Raw genomic sequence first — 26,091 nt, 5'->3', positions numbered from 1 at the left:
CCCTCGGCGGCAGAACCCCTGCAGGCGCCCTCGAAGAGCTACTCTCGAACCCACCAAGACCAGGTGTTGCGACGACCGGCTGACACCACCCATGGGTTTTGAGATGTCTCACCGGAGAGCAACGACTCGCTGTGCGACATCGATTCCATCCGCACGTCGCCCTCACTCCCCAGATGCCGACGGCCACGACCAAGGATGGTCACACTTGGCTGTGTCTAGTCGTCGCGCCCGGACTTTGACGCTCGACGGCTGAACCAGAACCCGCACGCTAAGGGGATTACGAAGGTCGAGCTGAAGAAGACTCGCCCCCAGTAGTCGTCGATTAGGGGTGCAGTGAAGATGAGGACAACCAGGTAGACAATCGTGACCCCGTACAGCACATGAGCGCGTCGCCTGTTCCTAGCGAACCCGGAACCCGCACCCGTTGCTCGGAGCTCCCACTTACCCGGCCCCGCTTGCCATACCCGGCCATCGGAGCTGGTGAACACAGTGCCCGGATTCACCGTGTGAAGTTTTGGCAAGTCCGAGCTGGTCAACACACTGTGCTCGCCATTCGTTCCCATGCGCGAAACGTAGCAGGTGAAGCAGTCCGCGATTCGAGCGCAGCACGGGCTACCGCCTCCGGCACCCAACTCACTGACGCACCGAACGTGCGTCTTTCGCAGCCGCAAAACCCTAGGGTTACGAGACGTCTCACCTCCGAGGTGGGGCCCGGCCCAGGTCGCGCGTGAGTCTAAGTCGCGCGGTTCTCAAAACCATGTGTCACAACTTCATCAACGGACTCATGTAGCCGCCGTCGGTTTTGCGACAGTGCTGAGCCGTCGAGCGGGCCTCGCAGACTTCGCGGCCCGGGCGCCCCACGACTTCCGAACCTTCCACTCAGCGGAAGCACCCGCCCACTGCATCCGCCCGCCCCGCACACTCGTCTCATCCTTCCCAACGACGAGAGGCGTTCGATGACGAACGACGAGAGCCACGGCCAGAGCGCCGAGGCAGGCGAGAGCACCGCGACGGGCATGCGCCAGTCCACGCAGGTGGCGATCATCGGAGCCGGGCCGGCTGGCCTGCTGCTCGGCCACATCCTCGGCCAGGCGGGGATCGACTACCGCATTCTCGAGGCGCGCGACAAGGACTATGTGCTTGGGCGCATCCGCGCCGGCGTGCTCGAACAGGATTCCGTCGACCTCCTCGGGAAGTACGGCCTCGACGCCGACCTCAAGGCCAACGGCCTCACCCACCACGGCATCTACCTGCAGCACGAGGGCGAACGCCACCACATCGACTTCGCCGAGCTCACCGGCCGCACCGTCACCGTCTACGGCCAGCAGGCGCTCGTCCACCACCTCGTCGCCGAACACGAGCGGCTCGGCTCGCAGCTCATCTTCGAAGCCACCGACGTTCAGCCGACCCAGATCGAATCAACGAAGTTCGAATCGGCGCAAACCGACGCAACGCAGATCGACGGGGAACGCGCATCCGTCGCCTACACGTCCCCGAACGGGGAGCGCATCACCCTCGACTGCGACTACATCATCGGCGCCGACGGCTACCACGGCGTCTGCCGCCAGGCTTTCCCCGAGGGCACCCTCGAGGTCGCCGAGCGCGTCTACGACTTCGCGTGGCTCGGCATCCTCGCCGACGTCGCCCCCTCCACCGACGACCTCATCTACGCGCTCCACCGCGACGGCTTCGCCATGCACTCCATGCGCTCCACCACCGTCTCGCGCCTCTACCTGCAGGTCAGCCCCGACGACGACATCGCCAACTGGAGCGACGAGCGCATCTGGGAAGCCCTCCAGACGCGCCTCGGCACCGAAGGCTGGACCCTCACCGAAGGCCCCATCACCGAGAAATCGATCCTGCCCATGCGCAGCTTCGTCGTCTCCACCCTCAACTACGGCCGCCTCTACCTCGTCGGCGACGCCGGCCACATCGTGCCCCCGACCGGCGCGAAAGGCCTCAACTCGGCCATCGCCGACGTCGCCCTGCTCGCCGAAGCCCTCCAAGCCCACTACGCGGGCGACGACACCGGTCTCGAGCAGTACAGCGACAAAGCGCTCGACCGGCAGTGGAAGGTGCAGCACTTCTCGCAGTGGATGACCGACATGCTCCACGTGCACCCCGCCGACGGATCCGCCGAGCAGAGCGCCTTCGACTTCCAACGCCAGCTCGGGCAGATCCGCTACGTCACCTCCTCGCACGCCGCCCAGGTCAGCCTCGCTGAGCAGTACGCCGGCCTCCCGTTCGTGGATGCACGATGAGCGCCCCGCAGGAACAGCCGGAGCAGCTCGACGGCCCCGTCGACTCGCTGGTCACCCAGGCGCACATTTCGCAGCAGATCGCCGACATGCACACCGCGCACGCCGACGACACCCGCAGCCACCCGCTGCGCGACTTTGCGCCCTACCGATCCGTCGCGCTGCGCCACCCCACGCACGCACTCGTGCGCGCCGACCCCGAGGAGATCGAACTCGTCTCTCCCGCGTTCGGACACACCGACGTCGCCGCCGAAGAATCCGACCTCACGATCCAGCACAACGGCGAACCCATCGGCGAGCGCATCATCGTCTCCGGCCGCATCCTCGACGGTGAAGGCCGCCCCGTGCGTGGCCAGCTTGTCGAGATCTGGCAGGCCAACGCCGCCGGACGCTACGTGCACAAGCGCGACCAGCACCCCGCCCCCCTCGACCCGAACTTCACGGGCGTCGGCCGCATCATCACGGGCGACGACGGCGAGTACCGGCTCACCACCATCAAGCCGGGCGCCTACCCGTGGAAGAACCACCGCAACGCGTGGCGCCCCGCGCACATCCACTTCTCGCTGTTCGGCACGCAGTTCACGCAGCGCCTCATCACGCAGATGTACTTCCCCGGCGACCCGCTCTTCGCGCTCGACCCCATCTACCAGTCCATCGTCGACCCAGCCGCACGCGCAAGACTCGTCGCGAACTACGACCACGATGTCAGCGAGCACGAGTGGGCGATCGGCTACAAGTGGGACATCGTGCTCACCGGCTCGAAGTCCACGTGGATGGAACCGGAGGACACCGACCATGCCTGAACCCACCACCACCGAGGCGGCACCGCTCGGCCAGACGCCGTCCCAGACCGTCGGGCCCTTCTACGGCTACGCCCTGCCCTACGAGCGCGGCGGCGAGATCGCCGCCCCCTGGCGACCCGACGCGATCCGCCTCCACGGCACCGTCACCGACGGTGCGGGCGAGACGGTACCCGATGCGATCCTCGAGCTGTGGGGGCTCGACGCCGACGGCCAGCCGGTCGCGCAGCGCGGCAGCCTCGAACGCGACGGCTACACGTTCACGGGCTTCGGCCGCGCACCAGCCGACCGCGACGGCCACTACTCGTTCACGACCATCAAGCCAGGGCGACGGGATGCGGGAGCCGCCCCCTACCTGCTCGTCACGATCTTCGCGCGGGGCCTCCTCCACCACCTCTTCACGCGCGCCTACTTCGGCGACCAGCCCGCCGAGAACGAGACAGACGCCGTGCTCGCCGGACTGGCCCCCGAGCGCCGCGCCACCCTCATCGCGACACCGGATGCGCCCGGCAGCTACCGCTTCGACATCCGCCTCCAGGGCGACGGCGAGACGGTCTTCTTCGATTTCGGCCAGGAGCTGTGACCGTGCGCCGGGAAGGTGGGGACGAGCAGGGCGCACTCGTGCATGGCATGCTCCGCGTCGAAGCCGAGCTGCTGCTCGCGTGGGCGGCGCTCGAGACGAAGGACGCCACCGCATCCGCACGTGCCGTCGAGACCGCCGACCTCGATGCCGACGGGCTGCGCGACGGCTTCGAGTCGGACGGCGTGATGGTTCCGGAGCTCGTGCGCCAGCTGCGCGCCTCGCTCGCCACCGCCGGCGTCGAGGCCCCACGCCTGCACGCGGGTGCGACGAGCCAGGACATCGTCGACTCCGCCAGCATGCTGCACGCGCGCGACGCGCTCGCCGCTGTACGCGCCGACCTCGCCGCGACCGGCACCCGCCTCCAGGGCCTCGCCGACGCCGAACGCCGCTCGCCCCGCGTCGCCTACACGCTCGGCCGGCAGGCCGCCGCGAGCACACTCGGCGTGCAGTTCGCGGGCTGGCTCGACGGCGTCACCTCCGCCATCGCGGCCATCGACGCCCTCGACTACCCCGTGCAGTTCGGCGGCGCCGTCGGCACCGGCGAGGCAGCCGACCGGCTCGGGTCCGGCGCGCAGACCACGAGCATCCTGCGGGCGCACCTCGCGGCGGGCCTCGGCCTCGACGACCCCCGCCGCTCCTGGCACGCCGAGCGCACCCCGGTGCTCGCCGTCGCGAGCGCCGCGACTGCCGTGTGCACAGCCCTCGGGCGCATCGGACGCGACCTCGTCACCTCCTCCGGCGAACGCGTCGGCGAACTGTCGCTCGCCGGCGGCGGGGCCTCCTCGGCGATGCCCCACAAGCAGAACCCCGTCGCCCCCATCGTCGTCGTCTCGAACGCCCTCCAGGCGCCCGGCCTCCTCGCGACCGTTGCCTCCGCCGCCATCTCCCAGGACGAACGACCGGCCGGCGAATGGCACGCCGAATGGGATGCGCTGCGCCGCCTCCTCGAGCTCGCCAGCGTGTCTGCCCGACGCCTCGCCGCATCCCTCGACCGCGTCACCGTCGAGCGTGAGACGGCGCGGCACCACCTCGCCGACTCCGCCGTCGCGGGCGCCGACCAGGTCACGCTGCAGGCCGCGAACCGCGTCGTCAACGCCGCAATCAGCCGGTTCCTCTACCAGGACGCCAGCCAGGATCGCGATAGCGACACCGACACCGACGCGGACAGCGACAGCGACGCAGACGACAGCACGAACAGCGAGGAGACGGCATGACGATCCCACGGCTCAAGGGCGCCTTCGCCCCCGGCACGCAGCCCGCGGCCCAGAACGAACTGCTGGTGCTGCTCCCATCGCTCGGCACCACCATGGCGCTCTGGGACGGCACCGTCGAAGCTCTGCGCGCCTCGACACCCGGCAGCACGCTCCGCATCCTGCGCGTCGACCTCCCCGGCCACGGCTCCAGCCCCGCCGTCACCGAGCCATTCACGATCGCCGAGCTCGCGGATGCAGTCCTCGGGGTCGTCGAGGAAGCCGGCGGCGGCGCATTCCACCTCGCAGGTCTCTCCCTCGGCGGCGCCATCGCCCTCGAGCTGGCCCTCGCGCACCCCGAGCGCGTCAAGAGCCTCGCGCTCTTCTGCACCGACTCGAAGATCGGCACCACCGAGGGATGGGAGCAGCGGGCCGCCGCGGTGCGCGCATCCGGAACCGCGTCGCTCGTCACGGGCAGCGCCGAACGGTGGTTCGCGCCCGGCTTCCTCGAGCAGCACCCGCTCTCTCCGGCCGCGCGATCCCTCTCGACGCTCATCGACATCGACGACGAGTCGTACGCGCGCTGCAACGAGGCGCTCGCCGCCTTCGACCGCACCGCATCGCTCGGCTCGCTGCGCGCACCCGTGCTCGTCGTGAGCGGCGAACACGACGCCGTCACGACGCCGGAAGCCATGCAGACGCTCACCGAGCGCATCCCGAACGGCTACCACTCGACCATCGCCGGCACCGCCCACCTCGCCGCGCTCGAAGACCCGGACGCCGCGGCCCGCCTCCTCACGACGCACCTGCGCGCATCCGTCTCGCCGGCGCAGCCCGGTGCGACGAGCGCGCACGAGCAGGGCATGCGCGTGCGCCGCGAGGTGCTCGGCGACGCGCACGTCGACCGCGCCGTCGCCGGAACGACCGCAGAGACCGCACCGTTCCAGGACTTCATCACCCGCTACGCGTGGGGCGAGATCTGGGCGCGCGACGAGCTGTCCCGCCGCGAGCGGTCCATCGCGACGCTCGCGAGCCTCGTCACCGGATCGCACGAGGCAGAGATCCGGATGCACGTGCGCGCCGCCCTCACCAACGGCCTCACGCGCGCCGAGATCGCCGAAGTCATCCTGCACACCGCGCTCTACGCCGGGCTGCCTCCCGCCAACGGGGCCCTCGGCATCGCCAAGGGGGTCTTCGCGGACCTCGACGCCGCCGGTGCCGACGGCACCGCGGACACCGCAGAGACCCCAGAATCCAGCCCCAACGAAGGAGCAGAACGTGGATAAGACCTACGCCTCGGCGGCTGACGCCGTCGCCGACATCCCGGCGGGTGCATCGCTCGCGGTCGGGGGATTCGGCCTCTCCGGCGTGCCCATCACCCTCATCCGCGCCATCCAGGCGCTCGGCGTCGACGGCCTCGAGGTCGTCTCCAACAACTGCGGCGTCGACGGCTGGGGCCTCGGCGAGCTGCTCTCCGAAGGGCGCATCCGCCGCGTCATCGCGAGCTACATCGGCGAGAACAAGGAGTTCGCGCGCCAGTACCTGTCCGGCGAGATCGAGGTCGAGCTCACCCCGCAGGGCACCCTCGCCGAGCGCCTGCGCGCTGGCGGCGTCGGGGTCCCCGCCTTCTACACGGCGACCGGGGCCGGCACCATGGTCTCCGAGGGTGGGATGCCCATCCGCTACAACCCCGACGGCACCGTCGGCCTCGTGAGCGACCCCAAGGAGCAGCGCCCCTTCGACGTGTTCGGGGCCGCGAAGGAGTACGTGCTCGAGACCGCCATCAGCACCGACTTCGGGCTCGTGCGCGCCGCCGTCGGCGACCGCCACGGCAACCTGCGCTTCGAGAAGTCGACCCGCAACTTCAACCCCCTCGCCGGTATGGCCGGGCGCATCACGATCGCCGAAGTCGACCGACTCGTCGAGCCAGGCGAGCTCGACCCCGACGAGATCCACCTGCCCGGCATCTACGTCGACCGGGTCGTGGTGCTCACGCCGGAGCAGTCCGGTGAGCTGCCCATCGAGAAGACCACCGTCCGGCCGCGCGAAACCGCCGCAACGACCGCATCCACCGACTCGAGGGGACACGCCTGATGCCGCTGACCAGGAACGAGATGGCCGCCCGCGCCGCCAAGGAGCTCAAGGACGGCTCGTACGTGAACCTCGGCATCGGACTGCCGACGCTCATCCCGAACTACATCGACGACGGCATCGAGGTGGTGCTGCACTCCGAGAACGGCATCCTCGGCGTCGGCCCGTACCCGTGGGAGGGTGAGGCAGACCCGAAACTCATCAACGCCGGCAAGGAGACCGTCACCGTGCTGCCCGGCGCGTCCTTCTTCGACTCGGCTGCGAGCTTCGGCATGATCCGCGGCGGCCGCGTCACCAACGCCGTCCTCGGCGCCATGCAGGTCTCCGCACAGGGCGACATCGCCAACTGGGCCGTGCCCGGCAAGATGGTCAAGGGCATGGGCGGAGCCATGGACCTCGTCAACGGCGCCGAGCACGTGCTCGTCGTCATGGAGCACGTCGCGAAGGACGGCTCGCCGAAGATCGTCGAGCAGTGCACCCTGCCCCTCACCGGCAAGGGCTGCATCGACCGCATCATCACCGACCTGGCCGTCCTCGACGTGACGGACTCCGGGCTCGTGCTCGTCGAGCTCGCGCCCGGCGTGACGGTCGACGAGGTTCGGGACGCAACCGGGGCCGCCTTCACGGTCGCCGATTCCCTGCAGGAGGTCTCGGCATGACCGAGCTCCGCGAGGTCGTCATCTGCTCACCGCTCCGCACGCCCGTCGGGCGGCTCGGCGGATCGCTCGCGCCGCTCGACGCGCGGGCGCTCGGCGTCGCCGTCCTCGAGGCGCTCGTCGCGCGCAGCGGGCTCGACGTCACCGCCGTCGACTCCGTCATCGGCGCGCAGGGGTACCCCTCCATGGAGTCGCCGGCCTTCGGGCGGGTCGCGGCACTGGATGCGGGCTTCCCCATCACCACGACGGGGTACCAGCTCGACCGCCGCTGCGGCTCGGGGCTGCAGGCCGTCATGAACGCCGCGATGGAAGTGCAGACGGGGGTCGCCGACGTGGTCGTCGCCCTCGGCGCCGAATCGATGTCGAACGCTCCCCTCTATACGGAGCAGGGACGCCGCGGCACCCCGCCCGCCGGCCTCATGCTCCACGATGCCCTCGCCCGCGGCCGGGAGACCGTCGGCGGCGTCAACTACCCGAGCCCCGACGGCAACGTGGGCAGCGCCGAGCTGCTGCGTTCCGAGTACGGCATCAGCCGTGAGGCGCAGGACCGCTTCGCCCTGCAGTCGCACCAGCGCGCCGTCGCCGCGCAGGAATCGGGCGCGTTCGACGCCGAGCTCGTGCCCGTCACCGTGCCAGGCCGGAAGGGCGACGTGCTCGTCGACCGGGACGAGCATCCGCGCGCCGACTCGTCGCTCGAGGCCCTCGCCCGCCTCCGGCCGATCCTCGGAAAGAAGGACCCGGCATCCACCGTCACGGCCGGCAACTCGAGCGGGCAGAACGACGCGGCCGCCGCCTGCATCGTAACGACCCCAGAGCGGGCGGCTGCGCTTGGCCTCACGCCTTCGGTTCGGCTGGTTTCGTGGGCGGTAGCGGGCAACGACCCGCGCCTCTTCGGCGTCGCACCAGTGCCGGCGACCTCCCTTGCGCTGTCGCGCGCAGGCATCGGCCTGGCGGACCTCGACGTGATCGAGCTCAACGAGGCCTTCGCCGTGCAGGTGCTCGCGTGCCTCGCCGACTGGGGCATCGACGCCGAAGACCCGCGCCTCAACCCGCGCGGCTCTGGCATCTCCATCGGCCACCCCATCGGCGCCACCGGAATCCGCATGCTCGCGACACTCGCGAACGAGCTGCCGGCCCTGGACGCCAGCCTCGCCCTCGAGACCATGTGCATCGGCGGAGGCCAAGCGCTCGCCGCCGTCTTCGAGCGCGTGTAGGGCGCGCGGCGGGGCGCGGGGTTCGTCACGGGGCTGCGGCGGGGCGCCGGGGCTGCGGGGCCCACCCACTTTTGTTTCGGGATGGATCCCTCATCTGCCTGCCCACTGCAGTTTCGGGATGGGTTGCACGCTTGCGGATGGGTTGCATCCCACCCCGAGGCGTGTAACCCATCTCGAGAAGCTGAGGTGGGGCGCGTTGTCTGGCTGCGCCCGTTTCGGGATGGATTCCTCGTCTGCCTTCCCACCCCCACCTTCGTCTCGCTGCCTGCCCACTGCGGTTTCGGGATGGGTTTCGCGCTTGCGGATGGGTTGCATCCCACCCCGAGGCGTGTAACCCATCCCGGAAGGTTGAGGTAGCGGTGCGTGGCCTGGTTGCCCACCCGTTTCGGGATGGATTCCTCGTCTGCCTTCCCACCCCCACCTTCGTCTCGCTGCCTGCCCACTGCGGTTTCGGGATGGGTTTCGCGCTTCCGGATGGGTTGCAACCCATCCCGAGGCGTGTAACCCATCCCGGAAGGTTGAGGTGGCGGTGCGTGGCCTGGTTGCCCACCCGTTTCGGGATGGATTCCTTGTCTGCCTTCCCAGCCCACCTTCGTTTCGCTGCCTGCCCACTGCGGTCTCGGGATGGGTTCCTCGCTTGTGGATGGGTTGCAACCCACCCCGAGGCGTGTAACCCATCCCGAATCGGGGCTGGCCGTGACCGTCGCCGTCGCATCCAGGGGGCGGATGGGCCGGATCAGCGATTGCCGCTGTCCGCCTGCCGCGCTCCCTGCTTGAGTTGAGGTGGATGCGCAGAGCCGCGCGCCGAGAGGAGCCCCGTGCCTGAGACCACCAGCGCGTTCGCCGCAGCCGTCGTCGTGACGGGGGCTGCTTCCGGCATCGGCGCGGCCGTCGTCGAGCGGCTCCTCGAGGGCGACGTCCCGGTCATCGCCGCCGACCTGGCATGGCCCGCGGATGTCACCCAACCGTCGGGCGTGCGACGCGTTGTCCTCGATGTGCGCGACCCGGAGGGCTGGGCGTCGCTTGCCGAGCTCGCCGCGACCACCGGCGCGCTCGCGGGTCTCGTGAACGCGGCCGGCATCACGAGGCGTGCCCGGCTCGAGGCAGCAACTGCGGAGGACTTCGAGCTGGCCTTCGCGGTCAACGCGACGGGCCCAGCCCTCGGAATCCAGGCGCTCGCCCCGCTCATGGCGAGCGGCGCATCCATCGTCAACGTCGGTTCCGCGGCAGCGGTCACGGCCCACTACGCGGTGGCGTACGCGGCGAGCAAATGGGCGCTGCGAGGCATCACGAAGACCGCGGCGATGGAGCTGGGGCCGCGGGGGATCCGCGTGAACATCGTGCATCCCGGGTACATCGAGACGCCAATGACGGCGAGCGCCTCGGCGGTGTTCCGCGACATCAACATCGAGCTGACACCGCTTGGCCGGACGGGATCGGCGGCCGAGGTCGCCGACGTCATCGCGAGCCTGCTCGCGCCCGAGACATCATTCGTGACGGGCGCCGAGCTCGCGATCGACGGCGGCCTCACCTCGCACGGCGTCGGCCTCCCGATCGCCCGCGCGATCAGCTGATCTCACCAAAGGCAGACGCAGGCAGGCTCACTCGCCTGGGTGGGCCCTTGCCCGCGAGGAGAAGAATCCTCGCCAGTGGGCCGATCCCAAGTGCCGAATCGCCCGCTTTCGTTTCGACTCGAAGAGACCTTCTGCCGGAGGGGATCGTCGACGTTCGCCCCTGGATCGAGAGCGTGAGCTGCCCCATCACCAGCCCTGATGCCCTGGATAACGGATCCCCGCTTGGCTGATGGCGCCGGACACGGTTGACTTATGTCACGAACGCACCGAAGCGTCGTGAATTGGAGACCAACCGTGACATCGTCGTCCGAAGGCCTGACCGCCGACTTCGCTCTTGCCCGCTTCAGCGTGGGGGAGGGAAAGCCGCAGCTCGGACTCGTCGCGGCCGGCCGCATCCGCCCGCTGAGCAGCGAGGAGCTCGGCGCAGACTCCCTCAACGACTTCCTCGCTGAAGCGCCCGCCTCGTGGGACCGCCTCGCGCAGCTCGCAGCAGCACGCGATGGCGCCGACTGGCTCGCCCTCGACGACGTCACTCTCGAAGCACCCGTCGAGCCACGCCAGGTGCTGCAGACGGGCGCCAACTACCGCACGCACGTCATCGACCTCGTCGCCGCCGGCCGGGCGAAGAACGACCCGCGCCCCATCGAGGAGCTGCGCGAGTGGGCGGCTGAGATGATGGATGCACGCGCCAGGGACGGCGAGCCGTACTTCTTCATCGGCCTCCCCACGGCCGTCGCCGGTGTCGACGCCGAGCTCGAGCTGCCCGGCTACAGCGACCAGCACGACTGGGAGCTGGAGCTCGCCGTGGTCATCGGCAAGCGTGCACACCGCGTCTCCCGCGAAAATGCCCTCGGCCACGTCGCCGGGTACACGATCGTCAACGACATCTCGACGCGCGACCTCATCTTCCGGAAGGACATGAAGGAGATCGGCACGGATTGGTACCGAGGCAAGAACGCGCCGGGCTTCCTCCCGACGGGACCCTTCCTCGTGCCAGCGCAGTTCGTGACCGACCCGCACTCGCTCACGCTGAAGCTCACGCTCAACGGCGACACCATGCAGGACGCCGTCAGCGACGACCTCCTCTTCGACATCCCCGCGCTCATCTCGGCCGCATCCGAGACCATGCCGCTCCTCCCCGGAGACCTGCTCCTCACCGGCAGCCCGGCCGGCAACGGCATCGTGCACGGCCGCCTCCTCCGTGATGGCGACGTCATGGTGAGCGTCATCGAGGGTCTCGGGACGCAGACGACGCGGGTGCGCGCAGAAGCGGTCTCCTCGTGACCTCCCTCACTGGCACTGTCGACACCACAGGCACCGCCGACGCCGGGGGAGCCCCTGAAGTCACAGGAGCCCCAACCGCGAACCCTGCCGAGCTCGACCGCACCGACCCCACCACCGAGGTCGCCCGCGCGGCGAAGGCCTTCCGCAACTGGGGCCGTTGGGGCGACGACGACCGCATCGGCACGCTCAACTTCATCGACGACGCCAAGCGCGCCGCCGCGGCGAAGCTCGTGCGCGCGGGCCGCAGCTTCTCGCTCTCGCAGCCCTTCGACATGAACGGCCCCCAGATGGGGTGGCGGCGCCGCACGAACCCCGTGCACACGATGCTCGACACGGGCACGGATGCGCAGCTCGCGAACCAGGGGTTCCCGCACGGTCTCGGCGGGGCCGACGACGTCATCGCCATGCCGCTGCAGTGCTCGACCCAATGGGACGGCCTCGGCCACATCTTCGACCACGGCTACGCGTGGAACGGCCGCCGATCGGGCGAGGTCGTGACGAGCGAGGGCGACCTCGTGACGGGCATCGAGCACACAGCGGCCGAGATCGTGAGCCGCGGCGTGCTCCTCGACCTCGGCAGGCACCTGCGTGACAGCGGAGAGCTCGAGGACGGCTACGCGATCACGACCGCTGACCTCGAAGCGTGCATCCACGCGCAGGGCGCCACGGCGGCGGTCGGCCGCGGCGACATTGTGCTCGTGCGCACTGGCCGCTACGCTCGCGCGCAACGCGACGGCTGGAACGGCTACGCCGGCGGGCCGAGCGCCGGGCTGTCGTTCACGACGGCCGGCTGGCTGCACCGCTCCGAGATCGCGGCCATAGCGACCGACACGTGGGGCTTCGAGGTGCGCCCCAACGAGTTCGACGAGGCCTTCCAGCCCCTCCACCAGGTGGTCATCCCCAACATGGGACTCACCATCGGCGAGATGTGGGACCTCGAAGCCCTCGCATCCGCGTGCCAGGCCGACGGCGTGTACGACTTCCTCCTCGTCGCACCGCCGCTGCCCATCACGGGGGCCGTCGGGTCGCCCGTCAACCCCATCGCCATCCGCTGAGCACCCACTCGTCCATCTCAGAGGCAACCCCGCCGCCGCTGACCCAGACACCTTCATCGTCAACGCAGACGCAGAAAGCAGGACCATCATGAGTGCAGTTTCCAAGGTCGCCATCGTCGGAGGCGGAGTCGCGGGCATGGTCTCCGCGATCATCCTCGCCGACGGCGGAGTCGAGGTCGACGTCTACGAGGCGAAGTCCGAGATCACGGCCCTCGGCTCCGGCATCACCCTGCAGGGCAACGCCCTGCGCGTCTTCGACCAGGTCGGCGTCTGGGAGCGCATCCAGGAGCAGTCCTACTCGTTCGACGACGTCAGCATGCGCGCCCCCGACCCAGCGGGCACCGTCATCGCGAGCCTCACCGAGACCCGCACGGGCGGCCCCGAGTACCCCGCGACGGCCGGCATGTACCGCCCGGACCTGGCCAAGATCCTCGCCGAGCGCGCCCTCGAAGTCGGTGCGCGCATCCACTACGGCACCACGGTCACGGGCCTCGAGCAGGACGCCGACGGCGTGACCCTCACGACGGATGCAGGCGACACGTCGCGCGTCGACCTCGTCATCGGCGCCGACGGCCTCAACTCGCCGACCCGATCGCTCATCGGCATCGAGACGAAGCCCGAGCGCACCGGCATGGGCATCTGGCGCGCCTTCGTGGCCCGCCCCGCCGAGGTCACCCACACCGACCTCTACTACGGCGGCCGCTGCTTCATCGCCGGCTACTGCCCGACCGGCGAGAACAGCATCTACGCGTACCTCGTCGAGAAGGCCCAGGACCGCAGCGGCCTCACGCCCGCCGAGAGCGTCGAGATCATGCGCGAGCTCGCCGGCAGCTACGGCGGACCGTGGCAGGAGATCCGGGACTCGCTCACCGAGTCGGCCCGCGTGCACTACACGCTCTTCACTTCGCACGTCGTGCCGGACGCATGGAACCGCGGCCGGGTCGTCGTCATCGGCGACGCCGCCCACAGCTGCCCTCCCACGATCGCGCAGGGCGCGGCCCAGGCCGCCGAGGACGGGCTCGTGCTCGCCACGATGCTGCTTGAGCGCGAGCAGCTTGACCAGCCGTTCTGGGACGACTTCCACGCCCGCCGTCTCCCTCGCGCGGCCCACGTCGTCGAGGCGTCCACGACCCTCGGCCAGTGGCAGCTCGACGGCAAGCGCGACGGCAACGTGCCCGCCCTCATGGGCGGCGTCGCGCAGCTCGTGGCGGTGCCGGCATGACCGCCGCGACCGTTCCCGGCCGTGCTTCCGGCGCTGCCGGCCAGATCGTCGACGTGCACGCGCACCTCCTCCTCCCCGCACTCCAGGGCGCCGTTCAGGGACGCGACCCGGAGGGTTTCGCCGCCGCCGGCGAGCTCGAAGCCAAGCGCAACGGGCCAGAGAGCCTCGCCGCTTCGGGCGCCATGATCAAGTCGCGCTTCCCGAAGCTCGTCTCGCTCGAAGAGCGCCTCGCGGTCATGGATGCGCAGGGCGTGGACATGCAGCTCGTGTCCCCCTCGCCGAGCCACTACTACCCGTGGGCGGGCGAGGAGCTCGCCGTCTGGGCGGCGAAGGAGGCCAACGCGGCCATCGCCGCGCACGTCGCCGGTGCTCCCGACCGCCTCCGCGGGCTCGGCCTCGTGCCGCTCCAGCATCCGCACCGCCTCGTCGAGCTACTCGAAGACGCCGTGCTCGCCAACGGCCTCGCCGGCGTCGAGCTGTCGTCGTTCGCGGGCGACGTCGAGCTCAGCGACGAACGGCTCGACGACTTCTGGCGCCGCGCCGAGGAGCTCGAGGCCATCGTGTTCCTGCACCCGTTCGGCTGCAGCCTCGACGAGCGCCTCGACCGCTTCTACCTCTCCAACACGGTTGGCCAGCCCGCGGAGAACGCGGCCGCGATCTCGCACCTCATCTTCGGCGGCGTCCTCGACCGCTTCCCGAACCTCGTGCTCATCGCGGCGCACGGCGGCGGCTACCTGCCGACGTTCATCGGCCGCTCCGACCACGCCTGGGAGGTTCGGCCCGAGGCGCGCACCTGCCTGCGCGCGCCGTCCACGTACCTTCGGCAGCTGAGCTTCGACTCGCTCGTGCACACGCCCGACGCGCTGCGGAACCTCGTCGCCGCCGTCGGTGCCGACCGGGTGCTCCTCGGCTCCGACTACCCCTTCGACATGGGCGTCGAGAACCCCGTCGAGCGGGTGCACGACGCGGAGCTCGGCGTCGACGACGAGGCGCAGGTCCTATTCGGCAACGCCGCGCGACTGCCTCGCGTCTGGAACACCGTGGAGGCGACCCGGTGAGATACGCCAGGTGGATGCACGACGGCAGCACCCACGACGGGGTCGTCGTCGCGCACGAGGGTGGCGACCGGCTGCTCGCGTTTGCCGACGGGCTCACCGTGCTCGGCGCGACGAGGCTCGGGCTCGAGCGCGCCAACGCGGCCGCGACCTCGCTCATCGAGCGGGCCTGGGCGGATGGCTCGCTCGGCCTCGCGCCGTCGGTGTCCGACGTCGAACTCCTCGCGCCCATCGAAGCGCCGAGCGTGCGCGACTTCGTGGCGTTCGAGGAGCACGTCGAGGGCGTCGTGAAGTCCATCGACGGCGACTCGGGAGTCGTCGCCGAGTGGTATGACGCCCCAACCTTCTACTTCACGAACCCGCACTCGCTTGTGGGCAGCGGGGCGAGCATCCGCCCGCCGGTGACGCAGCGGCTCGACTTCGAGCTCGAAGTGGCCGTCATCGTCGGCGCGGTCGACGGCAGCGACGGGGCGAACCTCGACGAGGCCAGCGCCGCCGGGCACGTCTTCGGCTACAGCGTCTTCAACGACTGGTCGGCCAGGGACATCCAGTCGCACGAGATGAAGGTGCGCCTCGGACCCTGCAAGGGCAAGGACTTCGCCGCGACGCTCGGCCCGTGGATCGTCACCGCAGACGAGCTCTCGGACGCACACGACGCCGACGGCTTCCTCGAACTCGAGCTGCAGGTGCTGGTCAACGGCGAGCTGATCGGCAGCGACCTGCTCTCGAACATGGGCTGGTCCTTCCCTCAGCTTCTGGTCTACGCGTCCCGCAATTCACGGGTCGTGCCTGGCGATGTGCTCGGCTCCGGCACCGCTGGCAATGGCGGGTGCCTCGCCGAGCTGTGGGGCCGCGCGGGCACGCTCACTCCACCCCCGCTCGCGGAGGGCGACGTCGTCGAGCTGCGCGTCGAGCGCATCGGCGAGGTCAGCAATGTCATCGGCGCGGCCGTGGAAGCCGTGCCGGTCCCGCGCGCCCGGGCGGCGTCGCGGGCACGAACGAGAGGACGCGTCAGCGCATGAGCAGCACGAACCGAGACGACGGATTGGACGCAGGCGGCTCGCTCCGGAGCGGTGCGATCGGCGGCGAAGTCGGCGGCCCCGACGACAGCGCGGGCGGTCCTTCCGCGGCCGGGAAGACGAGCGTTCCGAGTCCGAGCGACATCGTCATCGTCGCCGCCGCGCGCACCCCGCAGGGCAAGCTCAACGGGCAGCTCTCGACGCTGACCGCTCCGCAGCTCGGTGCCGCCGCGATCGGCGGTGCGCTCTCACAGGCCAGCATCGACGCCTCGCTGGTCGACGCCGTCCTCATCGGGCACGTGCTGTCCGCCGGCGTCGGGCAGAACGCTGGACGTCAGGCGGCGCTCGCCGCGGGCATCCCGGCCTCGGCGCACGTCGCCTCCATCAACAAGGTGTGCCTCTCGGGCCTGACCGCCGTCATCGACGCCGCTCGACTGCTGAAGACGGGCGATGCGCAGCTCGTCGTCGCAGCCGGCATGGAGTCGATGAGCCAGGCGCCGCACTTCCTCGCCGGTTCCCGCAAAGGCTGGGCCTACGGCTCTGTCGAGGCGCTCGACCACATGGCCCACGACGGGCTGACGGATGCGGCCTCCGGCCAGAGCATGGGCTTGCTCACCGAGCAGCACAACACGAGCCTCGGCATCACGCGCGAGGCGCAGGACGCCGTCGCCGCGCGCTCCCATCAGCGTGCCGCTGCGGCCGTGGATGCTGGCCTCTTCGACGCCGAGATCGTCCCCGTCGACGTGCCGGTGCGCCGCGGCGAGCCCGTGCGAGTGACGCGCGACGAGGGCATCCGCCCCTCGACCACGGCTGAGTCGCTTGCCGGGCTCCGGGCGGCCTTCGCGGCAGACGGCACCATCACGGCCGGCAACGCCTCGCCTATCTCCGACGGTGCATCGGCGGTTGTGCTCACGACCCGCGCCTTCGCGGACGCGCACGGCTACGGCGTGCTCGCCGTGGTCGGCGCCGCTGGCCAGGTCGCCGGCCCTGACGCGTCGCTGCAATCGCAGCCGTCCCGCGCAATCGCCCGCGCCTGCGAGAAGCAGGGGATCGCCGCTTCCTCGCTGGATCACATCGAGATCAACGAGGCCTTCGCCGCGGTTGTCGTCCAGTCGCAAGCCGAGCTCGGTGTGTCCGACGAGGTGGTTAACCCGCACGGCGGCGCGATCGCCCTCGGCCACCCGATCGGAGCATCCGGTGCCCGAGTTGTCGTGCACGCCGTGCACGAGCTCGCCCGCCGAGGCAGTGGCACGGCTGCCGTCGCCCTCTGCGGCGGAGGCGGCCAGGGCGACGCCCTCATCCTGACCCGGTGACCCGCCGACCCGGTCACCCGGTCACCCGCTGACCCGCCGATCCGCCGATCCGCCGATCCGGTCACCCGCTGACCCGTTGACCCGTTGACCCGCCGATCCGCCGATCCGCCGATCCGCCGATCCGCCGATCCGCCGATCCGCCGATCCGCTGGCGGCAGCCCAACTGACGCTGGTCCGCTGGTCCGCGGCGCGCTGACGGGGTGCCCCGTTGCCCCGTGTTTCCGCCGATCCGCTGACTACTCCTGTTTCGGGATGGCTTTGGCGCTTCGGGATGGCTTGCAAGCCATCTGCGTGCGTGGAAGCCATCTCGAGACCGCGGGCGGGTGCTGGCTGAGTGGCTGAGTGGCTGAGCGATTTTCGGGATGGCCTTCGCGTTTCGTGCGGGTGATCTTCTTGCGCTGAGGTGAGGATCCCATCCCGAGGCGTTTCCGCGCGGTGTTGACCTAGGCGAGCGAACCTCGGGATGGGTTTCGCGCTTCGGGATGGCTTGCAAGCCATCTGTAGGCGTGGAAGCCATCCCGAGAATGGGGGCGGGTGCTGGCGGAGTGGCTGAGCAAGTCTCGGGATGGATTTGGCGCTTCGTGCGGGTGGCCTTCTTGCGTCGAGGTGAGGATCCCATGCCGAGGAGTTGCCGCGCGGTTGACGTTGGCGAGCGAACCTCGGGATGGTTTTCGCGCTTGGGGATGGCTTGCAAGTCATCTGCGTGCGTGGAAGCCATCCCGAAATGAGCGCCGCCGCGCCGCCGCGCCGCCGCGCCGCCGCGCCGCCGCCGCGCCGGCCTGCCGCCTACGCCGCGCCGACCTCCGCCTGCATGGCCTCGCCAGCTTGCGCGAAGAGGCGGCGCATCCACGCGTGCTCGGGGTCGCTGTTGTGGGTGGGGTGCCACCAGAGGGCGGCCGAGATGGGGGTCGCGTCGAAGGGTGGCTCGAGCACGCGGAATCCCTCGCTCGGGATGAGCACGTCGGTGAGCCGCTTCTGCATGAGGGCGAGCCGGTTGGTGCCTTCGACGAAGTGGGGGAGCACGTGGAAGCCCTCGACGACGGCGGCCACGGTCGGCTCGATGCCGAGTTCGCGGATCTGCCTGCTCGCCGAGGTGAACGCCGACCGGGAGAGGTAGTTGAACACCCATGGCAGCTCGGCGATGTTCTCCATCGTGATCTGCTCGCCGACGTGCGGGTTGTCGTCGGTGCAGATGATGCGCCACTCGTCGGTGAAGAGGTCGTTGTAGGGGAGGTCGCTGAGGAAGCCGTGGGGGATCATCATGGCGTCGACCGAGCGGAGCTGCGCGATGGCGTCCTCGACGATGGAGGGGTTGTGCATCCGGAACCGGAAGCGCACGCCTGGGGCGGTCTCGGCGGCGAGCTTGGAGACGGCGGCGCCGATGGTCGCGAAGCCGTAGTCGGAGCCGAGCACCGTGAACTCGCGGGTCGACTGCGTCGGGTTCCATTCGGCTTGGCTGTCGAAGACGCGCCTGGCCGAGTCGAGGGCTGTGGCGGTGAGTTCGCTGAGGCGCACGGCGAGGGGCGTCAACTCGTACGTGTTGCCGGTGCGGGCGAGGATCTTGTCGTTGAAGTGCGTGCGAAGACGACCGAGGGATGCGCTGAGCGCGGGTTGGCTGAGGTGCAGTCGCTCTGCCGCTCTGGTGACGCTGCGTTCCGTGAGGAGGGCGTCGAGTGAGACGAGCAGGTTGAGGTCGAGCCTGGAGAGCGGTGTTTCTGTGGTCACGTCGTTGTGCCTCCGGATCGGGGGTGTGGCGCCAGCATATCCGTCTCGGTGATGCGCTCGGCGGGTTCCGGGCCGTGAGTTATGCGGAGCATCGCAACTACTTATGTGTGTTTTGCGCACAAGCCTGCCAGACTGAACCCAGCTCCGGTACGGCCGGAGGATCTTCGACAACGCTGTCAAGAAAGGCAAAAAATGTCTCACTCCCGTAACCAGCGGATGCGCCTCAGCGCAGCACTCGCCCTCCCGGTTGCCGGTGTCCTCGCTCTCTCCGGTTGCGCAAGCGGCGGCGGCGGCGACACCGCAGGCGGCGGCGCCACCGAGTTCTCCCTCACCTACGCAACCTCGAACAACCTCGAGAACCCGTACGAGGCGCTCGCGAATGCGTACATGGAAGCCAACCCCGACGTGACGATCACGCTCAACCCGCAGCCGAACGACCGCTACGGCGAGACGCTCCGCACGCAGCTCCAGGCGGGCAACGCCCCGGACGTCATCCAGACGGCCCCCGGATCGGGCCAGGGCCAGGCGGTCCTCAGCCTCGGCGAGGCGGGCTTCCTCGCACCCCTCGGCGAGACCGCATCCGGTGTCATCCCCGACGGCAGCGAGGCGCTCTACACCTACGAGGACCAGGTGCTCGCGCAGCCAGTCGACTTCACCGTCGCAGGCTTCGTCTACAGCAACTCCTCGGCGGAGGCCGCTGGCGTGACCAGCTACCCCGCCGACACGGCCGAGCTCATCGGCAAGTGCGGCGACCTCACCTCGCAGGGCAAGTCGATGATCGTCATCGCCGGAGCCGCAGGCCCCAACACGGGCATGACCGCCATGTCGATCTCGGCCACCCGCGTCTACGCGGAGACCCCCGACTGGAACGAGCAGCGCGAAGCCGGCGACGTCACCTTCGCCGACTCGCAGGGCTGGAAGGACACGCTCGAGACGATCATCGACCTCAAGGATGCGGGCTGCTTCCAGCCTGGTGCCGAGGGTGCTGGCTTCGACGTCATCACGAACAACATCACGCAGGGCACGTCGCTCGGTGGTTTCCTCCCCGGTTCCTCCGCCAACGAGCTGGCCGAGGCCAACCCGGACCTCGACTTCTCCATCGAGCCCTTCCCGTCCGCTGACGGCGGCAAGCCGTACGTGCTCGCCAGCTCCAACTACTCGCTCTCCATCAACGCGGCGAGCGACAAGCAGGAAGCCGCCCAGGCGTTCCTCGACTGGGTCGCGGGCGATGAGGGCGCGAAGCTCTTCTCCGACGTGTCCGGCGCGCTCCCCGTCTCCGGCATCGAGAACTACGAATTCGAAGGCTCCGCGTACGCCAGCGTCGAGCAGGTCCTCACCGACGGCTCCTACACGCCGCTGCCGAACAGCCTCTGGCCGAACCAGGCCGTCTACGACGAGCTGCAGAAGGGCGTCCAGGGTCTCTTCACCGGTCAGACCACGGTCGACGGCGTCCTCTCGGCAATGGATGCGGCCTGGGACAGCTGACCTCCAAGGTCAGGCACCCACCGCATCCACACGTAGCAAAGGAGCCAGTTCATGACTGCGACACTGCACAGCGACGGCAAGACCGAGTCAGCTGCTGAAGACCAGTCGCCCACGGGGGAGGGTGGCAAGAAAGCCGCCCTCCCCCGCAAGGGGCGTCCCCTTCTCCAATTCGGTCACTGGTGGTGGGTGCTGCCCGGCCTCGTGCTCGTGGCGTTCATCCACTACGCCGCGACGGCCGCCGGAGGCTTCTTCGCGTTCACGAACTGGTCTGGCATCGGCTCGTTCACGTTCGTCGGGTTCGACAACTTCGCGGATATCTTCGCCGACCCGAGCAAGATCGGCGCCGTCGGCAACACGCTGTTCCTCGCGTTCGGCTCGGTCATCCTCACCAACATCGCCGGCCTCATCCTGGCCCTCGCACTCAACCGCGGGCTCAAGACGCGCTACATCCTCCGCACCCTGTTCTTCATGCCGGTGGTGCTCAGCCCGCTCGCGGTCGCCTACATCTGGAAGTTCATCTTCGAGTTCAACGGCCCGCTCAACGCGTTCCTGGGGATGCTCGGCTTCGCCGAATACCAGAAGGCCTGGCTGGCAGACCCGCAGTGGTCGATCTGGGCGGTCCTCATCGTCATCGTCTGGCAGAACACGGGCTTCACGATGGTCATCTACATCGCCGGCCTCGCCAGTGTGCCCGTCGAGATCGAAGAGGCCGCCGCCATCGACGGCGCCAGCATGCTCCAGCGCTTCTGGTACATCACGCTCCCCTCGATCCGCTCGGCCGTCGCCATCGCGACGACGCTCGGACTCGTCAACGGGCTGCGCATCTTCGACCAGGTCATGGCCCTCACGGGCGGAGGGCCGGCAGGCGCCACGGAGACGCTCGCGACGGAGGTCTACAAGCAGACCTTCTCGCTCGGCAACTTCGGCTACGGAGCGGCGCTCGCGCTCATCCTCACCGTCATCATCCTCATCTTCGCCGTCCTCCAGCAGAAGCTCACGGCCGAACGCCCCGAGAAGGGACGCTGACATGTTCAGGTACACCAAGTTCACGCTGATCAGGGAAGTCGCGGTCTGGCTCGTCGCCATCGTGTTCCTGCTGCCGTTCTACTTCCTCGTCATCACTGCGTTCAAGAGCGACCAGGAGGTCTTCTCGACGTCGGCCACCGAGCTCCCCGCAACGTGGACGGTCGAGAACTTCGCCAACGTCATGACGGCGACGGGGCAGTCGAACGTGCTCATCGGCCTGCTCAACAGCATCATCATCACGGGCGGCACGATCGTCTGCATGGTGATCCTCGGGGCGCTCGCGGGCTACGTCATCACGCGCAGCACCCGCCGCTGGACCCAGGTGTCGTACTACATCTTCCTCATCGCGATCATCCTGCCCACGCAGCTCGGCACCGTTCCCCTCTACATGGGGGCCCGCGCGCTCGGCCTGACCGGTTCGCTGTGGGGCATGATCATGCTCTACACGGGGATGCTCCTCCCGCTCGCGATCTTCCTGTACGCCAACTTCTTCCGCGGACTCGGCACCGACTATGAGGAGGCTGCGGCCCTCGACGGGGCGAGCCCCACGCAGGTGTTCTTCCAGATCATCCTGCCCCTCATGGCGCCGGCCACCGGAACGGTCGCGATCCTCGCCGGCCTCATCGTGTGGAACGACTTCTTCACGTCGCTCATCTTCCTCGGCGGCTCCGACTTCCAGACGCTGCCCGTGGCGATGTACTACTACGTCGGCGCGCTCGTCTCGCAGTGGAACCAGATCTTCTCCATCGTCATCATCTCGATGGTGCCGATCCTCATCTTCTACCTCGTCGCCCAGAAGCAGTTCATGCAGGGCTTCGCAGGCGGACTCAAGCACTAGGAATCGAGACCCCACATGGCAACGCAAGACACCCTGCTCAGCGAGCAGAGCCTCTTCCCCCACCCGGATGGCGCAGCGCTCAGCCTGCAGCTGCCCTGGTACCGCAGCGTGTGGCTCTCCTCGGTCACGGGCCTCGCGCTCGAGATCGACGGCGCCGCGATCGACGCCTCGAAGCTGCGCCTCGAGCACCGGGGCGAGAGCTACCGCCTCGACGACATCGCCGAGCAGTCGGAGGTGCTGTGGTTCCTGCAGGACCGCCCGCGGCTCGTCGTCGAACTCGACGAGCCGATCGCGGACGGCAGCGAGCACGAGGTCCGCCTCGTCGCCGACCTGCGACTGCCGTACATGCAGATCAAGCCGGGTAGCGAGATCGAGCCGGGCCTCTACGTCCCGAACCACGTCGACGTGACCCGCACGCTCGTCGCGAGCGAGGCCGTCGAGGCTGCGACCACCCCGTACTTCGAGGCGTCGGCGGCGGATGCACTCGGCGAGTTCGCCGAGCCCCGCGACAGCGACCCCTTCAAGCTCGGCCTCACCCTCTACTCGGCAACGGCCGAGTTCGCGGCCGGCTGGTACGACTTCGACTCCCTCCTGGCGCGCGTCGCCGAGCTCGGCGTCGGGCCGGGCATCGAGATCGTCGCATCCCAGATGGTGCCCACGTACCCGCACGTCTCCGACGAGTTTGTCGCGAAGTGGCGCAGCGCGTTCGACAAGTACGGCTTCGACGCCAGCTCGTTCGGCGCGAACCTCGACATGGGCCGCAACCGGTCGCGCGACATGAGCCTCGATGAGGAGTTCGAGTTCACCGAGACGCTGCTGCAGTCGGCGAAGAAGCTCGACTTCCCGCTCGTGCGCATCCAGAGCGCGAAACCGGAGCTGCTGCGGCGCATCCTGCCCATCGCGGAGCGCTTGAACCTCAAGCTCGGCTACGAGATCCACGCTCCCCTCGGGCCGAACGCCGAGCCCATCGTGAAGGTGCGCGAGGTCTTCGAGGAGTTCGACTCCCCGCTGCTCGGCTTCGTCGCCGACTTCTCGTCGACGATGCACAGCATGGCGCCGACGCTGCTGCGCTCGGTGAAGAAGCGCGGCCTCGACGACGCCGCGGTGGAGAAGCTCCAGGAGATCTGGCGCACCGATGTGCCCATGCGCGAGCGCCAGCAGGCGTTCATCGCGTACCTCGAGGGGCGGGGCATCAACCCGGGCATCCTCGGCTCGCTCGCGCACCTGTCCTTCAACATGCAGGGCCGCGTGGATGTGCGCGAGTGGTCGGACATCATGCCGCAGATCCTGCACGTGCACGCCAAGTTCTACGACATCGACGAGCACGGCGACGAGCCGGCGATCGACTACCGCGCGATCACCGAGGAGTTCGTGCGCGGCGGCTTCTCCGGCTACATGTCGAGCGAATGGGAGGGCCACGCCTTCGCTGACCTCGGCGAGGTCGACCCGCTTGTGCTCGTGCAGCGCCAGCACGCGCTCATCCGCCGCAGCATGCGGGAGGTGCAGGCGCTGGCCTGAGCCGCCAGCCGCGCTCTGAGCTGAGCAGACGTGGGGGTTGCGCACGTGAATCCGTTGATTCACATGCGCAACCCCCACATCTGCGCTTGGAGGGTGCGTGGCGTGCGCAGGGTGCGCGGGGTGCGCGGGGAGTGGGTGGAGGTGCAGGGATGTGTGGTCTCGGGCGTCGCGCAGACCTGGGGGTTGTGCAGGCTGTGGGGCGCGCGTAGGTGCGCGTGGCCTAGGTCTGCTGGGCGCGCGCGCGGGCAGGGACCTGCGCAGACTTGGGGGTTGTGGAGGCGGAGGGGTGCCTGCAGGTGCGGAAGGCACAGGTCTGTGGGCGCGTGGGCGCGGGGAGGCGCGTGCGTGGGCGGGGTTCTGCGCAGACCTGGGTGTTGTGCAGGCGGTGGGGTGCCTGCAGGTGCGGAAGGCCCAGGTCTGTGGGCGCGTGAGCGGGGTTCTGCGCAGACCTGGGGATTGTGGAGGCAGAGGGGTGCCCGAAGGTGCGCAGGGCCCAGGTCTGTGGGCGCGCGGGCGGGGTTCTGCTTGGACCTGGGGGTTGTGGAGGCGGAGGGGTGCCCGAAGCTGCGCAGGGCCCAGGTCTGTGGGCGCGTGGATGGGGGCGCGCGGGCGTGGGCGGGGTGCTGCGCAGACCTGGGGGTTGCGCAGGCAGAAGAGTGCCCGCAGGTGCACAAGCCCCAGGTGTGCGGACCGACTGAGGCGAGGGCGGCCGTGCGGCGGCCGTGCGGCGGCGGATTCCGGATGCTCGGGCGCCGCTCTTGCGGCCGGCCCGCCCGCATCCGCAGCACCTAAGGCGCGCATCAGTCTTTCTTATGACTGAAACCGACATAAGTGCGTAGAGTGGACGCACAGACACAGAGAGTGAGCAACGATGCTTCTCGAGAGAGACCTCATCCAGTCCGTCGGCTTCCGCAACGTGCGCGAGGACGACACGGTCACCGGATTCCAGTTCCAGCTCCGCATGCCGTCGTACCGCGGCATGGCGGCCTCGCTCATCGACGGGGTCGGCGTTGAGATCCCCGGCGTCGTCGACGTGGACCCGACCGTCCCGCTCTGGACGCTCCAGGGGAACACGTACACGCTCGAGGAGCTGTGGGTGTCGAAGGATGTGCGCTGGCAGCTCGACGAGCCCGCCACCGTCACCGTCCCCCTCGAGGGTGGCCTGCCGGACGGCGTGCACGAGCTCTCGGTCGACCTGCGCCTGCGGATGTCGTACATCCCGCTCGAGCACCAGCCAAGCCGCTACCAGGTGACGAAGCACGTCACCCTCACGCCCGAGGCAGAAGGTGCCCAGTTCGCATACGGCGTCTCCCTCTACAGCTACATGGGCGACTACGGCACCGTCATGGACCTCGAGACCGCGCTGCGCTCGATCGCCGACCTCGGCGCCACCGGCGTCGAGATCCTCGGCGAGGGGCACATCCCCAACTACCCCAACCCGAGCGACGAGTGGGTCGACGAGTGGTTCGCGCTGCTCGACAAGTACTCGCTCGAGCCGACGAACTACGGCTCCTGGATCGACACGCGGCTCTTCTCGAGCGGAACCCAGGCGCGCGACCTCACCGCGGCGGAGGGCGCCGAGATCCTGCAGCGCGACCTGCGCCTTGCCAAGCGGCTCGGCTTCAGGTTCGTGCGCCCGAAGATCGGGGTCGTCACGAGCGACCTCGTGCCGCACCACAGCTGGACGGAAGCCGTCGAGCTGAGCCTTCCCCTCGCCGAGGAACTCGACGTCATCATCTGCCCGGAGATCCACTCGCCGACGCCCATCAAGCACGAGGTCGTGGATGACTACATCGCGCTCATCACGCGCACCGGCACGAAGCACTTCGGGCTGCTCCTCGACACCGGCATCTTCCAGGACCGGCCGATCCCGCTGCGTCCGGGCGAGCTGCCGGGCAAGCGCCCCGACTTCCTCGACGGCATCGGCGTCGACCCGGCCGACATCGCCGGAATCATCGAGCACGTCGTGTTCATCCAGGCCAAGTTCCACGACATCGACGAGCGCCTCGAGGATCAGCAGATCCCCTGGGAGCCGGTGCTCAAGGCCCTCAAGGACGCCCGGTACACGGGCTACCTCTCGAGCGAATACGAGGGCGAGCGCGAACCGTGGCGCTCCATCGAGCAGGTTCGCCGCCAGCACTCCCTCATCCGTCAGCTCGCCGATCGCCTCTAGCGCATCGCCCGC

The 26,091-nt window shown here is 69.3% G+C and carries 21 protein-coding genes; 20 read left to right on the top strand and 1 reads right to left on the bottom strand.

All coding sequences use genetic code 11. The annotated features are described in order from the left end of the window. The first annotated feature begins 956 nt into the window (after positions 1-956). The 15 genes from C5E07_RS13750 to C5E07_RS13680 all read left to right on the top strand — a co-directional run bounded on the left by C5E07_RS13750 (position 957) and on the right by C5E07_RS13680 (position 17,314). Complete coding sequence (locus tag C5E07_RS13750) at positions 957-2,261, top strand: 4-hydroxybenzoate 3-monooxygenase (protein WP_219820085.1); 1,305 nt, start codon at positions 957-959, stop codon at positions 2,259-2,261. Further along, a complete protein-coding gene (pcaH, locus tag C5E07_RS13745) occupies positions 2,258-3,061 on the top strand; it encodes a protocatechuate 3,4-dioxygenase subunit beta (RefSeq protein ID WP_104299960.1) in 804 nt (267 codons plus the stop codon). The genes C5E07_RS13750 and pcaH overlap by 4 nt, the downstream gene beginning before the upstream one ends. After that, positions 3,054-3,641 (top strand): protocatechuate 3,4-dioxygenase subunit alpha, encoded by a 588-nt coding sequence (pcaG, locus tag C5E07_RS13740; RefSeq protein ID WP_104299958.1) that lies wholly within the window; start codon positions 3,054-3,056, stop codon positions 3,639-3,641. The genes pcaH and pcaG overlap by 8 nt, the downstream gene beginning before the upstream one ends. A 2-nt stretch (positions 3,642-3,643) precedes the next feature. Continuing rightward, positions 3,644-4,855, top strand: coding sequence for a lyase family protein (locus C5E07_RS13735; protein ID WP_146080602.1), 1,212 nt, complete (start codon positions 3,644-3,646; stop codon positions 4,853-4,855). Next, entirely contained in the window at positions 4,852-6,117 is a 1,266-nt protein-coding gene (gene pcaC / locus C5E07_RS19935; RefSeq protein ID WP_104299954.1) for a 4-carboxymuconolactone decarboxylase, read from the top strand. The genes C5E07_RS13735 and pcaC overlap by 4 nt, the downstream gene beginning before the upstream one ends. Next, positions 6,110-6,925 carry a CoA transferase subunit A gene (locus C5E07_RS13725; RefSeq protein WP_104239808.1) on the top strand — a complete coding sequence of 272 codons (816 nt, stop codon included), beginning with the start codon at positions 6,110-6,112 and terminating at the stop codon, positions 6,923-6,925. The genes pcaC and C5E07_RS13725 overlap by 8 nt, the downstream gene beginning before the upstream one ends. Beyond that, the gene (locus C5E07_RS13720) at positions 6,925-7,581 is read left to right on the top strand and encodes a CoA transferase subunit B (RefSeq protein ID WP_104239807.1); all 657 of its coding nucleotides are present in this window, start codon (positions 6,925-6,927) and stop codon (positions 7,579-7,581) included. The genes C5E07_RS13725 and C5E07_RS13720 overlap by 1 nt, the downstream gene beginning before the upstream one ends. Further along, complete coding sequence (locus tag C5E07_RS13715) at positions 7,578-8,792, top strand: acetyl-CoA C-acetyltransferase (protein ID WP_104299952.1); 1,215 nt, start codon at positions 7,578-7,580, stop codon at positions 8,790-8,792. The genes C5E07_RS13720 and C5E07_RS13715 overlap by 4 nt, the downstream gene beginning before the upstream one ends. A gap of 818 nt (positions 8,793-9,610) precedes the next feature. Next, positions 9,611-10,366: an SDR family oxidoreductase gene (locus C5E07_RS13710; protein WP_219820084.1), complete on the top strand. Its 756-nt coding sequence runs from the start codon at positions 9,611-9,613 to the stop codon at positions 10,364-10,366. Positions 10,367-10,660: 294 nt separating this feature from the next. Further along, the gene (locus C5E07_RS13705; protein ID WP_258062980.1) at positions 10,661-11,650 is read left to right on the top strand and encodes a fumarylacetoacetate hydrolase family protein; all 990 of its coding nucleotides are present in this window, start codon (positions 10,661-10,663) and stop codon (positions 11,648-11,650) included. Next, positions 11,647-12,705 (top strand): cyclase family protein, encoded by a 1,059-nt coding sequence (locus tag C5E07_RS13700; RefSeq protein WP_104299950.1) that lies wholly within the window; start codon positions 11,647-11,649, stop codon positions 12,703-12,705. The genes C5E07_RS13705 and C5E07_RS13700 overlap by 4 nt, the downstream gene beginning before the upstream one ends. A gap of 88 nt (positions 12,706-12,793) precedes the next feature. Beyond that, the gene (locus tag C5E07_RS13695; protein ID WP_104299948.1) at positions 12,794-13,927 is read left to right on the top strand and encodes an FAD-dependent monooxygenase; all 1,134 of its coding nucleotides are present in this window, start codon (positions 12,794-12,796) and stop codon (positions 13,925-13,927) included. Further along, on the top strand, positions 13,924-14,985 hold the full coding sequence (locus C5E07_RS13690; protein WP_104299945.1) for an amidohydrolase family protein: 1,062 nt from the start codon (positions 13,924-13,926) through the stop codon (positions 14,983-14,985). The genes C5E07_RS13695 and C5E07_RS13690 overlap by 4 nt, the downstream gene beginning before the upstream one ends. Then, positions 14,982-16,004, top strand: coding sequence for a fumarylacetoacetate hydrolase family protein (locus tag C5E07_RS13685; protein WP_258063956.1), 1,023 nt, complete (start codon positions 14,982-14,984; stop codon positions 16,002-16,004). The genes C5E07_RS13690 and C5E07_RS13685 overlap by 4 nt, the downstream gene beginning before the upstream one ends. After that, a complete protein-coding gene (locus C5E07_RS13680) occupies positions 16,001-17,314 on the top strand; it encodes an acetyl-CoA C-acetyltransferase (protein WP_104299941.1) in 1,314 nt (437 codons plus the stop codon). The genes C5E07_RS13685 and C5E07_RS13680 overlap by 4 nt, the downstream gene beginning before the upstream one ends. A gap of 786 nt (positions 17,315-18,100) precedes the next feature. Here the strand turns inward: C5E07_RS13680 and C5E07_RS13670 are convergent. Beyond that, entirely contained in the window at positions 18,101-19,039 is a 939-nt protein-coding gene (locus tag C5E07_RS13670; RefSeq protein WP_104239795.1) for a LysR family transcriptional regulator, read from the bottom strand. A 192-nt stretch (positions 19,040-19,231) separates the two neighbouring features. Here C5E07_RS13670 and C5E07_RS13665 point away from each other — a divergent pair, with 192 nt between their 5' ends. The 5 genes from C5E07_RS13665 (at position 19,232) to C5E07_RS13640 (ending at position 26,079) form a co-directional block, all read left to right on the top strand. After that, a complete protein-coding gene (locus C5E07_RS13665; protein ID WP_104239794.1) occupies positions 19,232-20,524 on the top strand; it encodes an ABC transporter substrate-binding protein in 1,293 nt (430 codons plus the stop codon). A 51-nt stretch (positions 20,525-20,575) separates the two neighbouring features. Further along, positions 20,576-21,550 carry a carbohydrate ABC transporter permease gene (locus C5E07_RS13660; RefSeq protein WP_104239793.1) on the top strand — a complete coding sequence of 325 codons (975 nt, stop codon included), beginning with the start codon at positions 20,576-20,578 and terminating at the stop codon, positions 21,548-21,550. Between the two features lies 1 nt (position 21,551). Then, positions 21,552-22,388: a carbohydrate ABC transporter permease gene (locus C5E07_RS13655; RefSeq protein WP_104299939.1), complete on the top strand. Its 837-nt coding sequence runs from the start codon at positions 21,552-21,554 to the stop codon at positions 22,386-22,388. Positions 22,389-22,403: 15 nt separating this feature from the next. After that, entirely contained in the window at positions 22,404-23,906 is a 1,503-nt protein-coding gene (locus C5E07_RS13650) for a DUF6379 domain-containing protein (protein WP_104299937.1), read from the top strand. An 871-nt stretch (positions 23,907-24,777) separates the two neighbouring features. After that, entirely contained in the window at positions 24,778-26,079 is a 1,302-nt protein-coding gene (locus C5E07_RS13640; RefSeq protein ID WP_104299932.1) for a DUF6379 domain-containing protein, read from the top strand. The last annotated feature ends 12 nt before the right edge of the window (positions 26,080-26,091 follow it).

Origin of the sequence: Pseudoclavibacter sp. RFBJ3 (assembly GCF_002931375.1) — a bacterium.
In the GTDB taxonomy this organism is placed as follows: Bacteria; Actinomycetota; Actinomycetes; order Actinomycetales; family Microbacteriaceae; genus Pseudoclavibacter.
The sequence above is the reverse complement of the archived record's forward strand: the minus strand, read 5'-3'. Positions and strand labels throughout refer to the sequence as shown.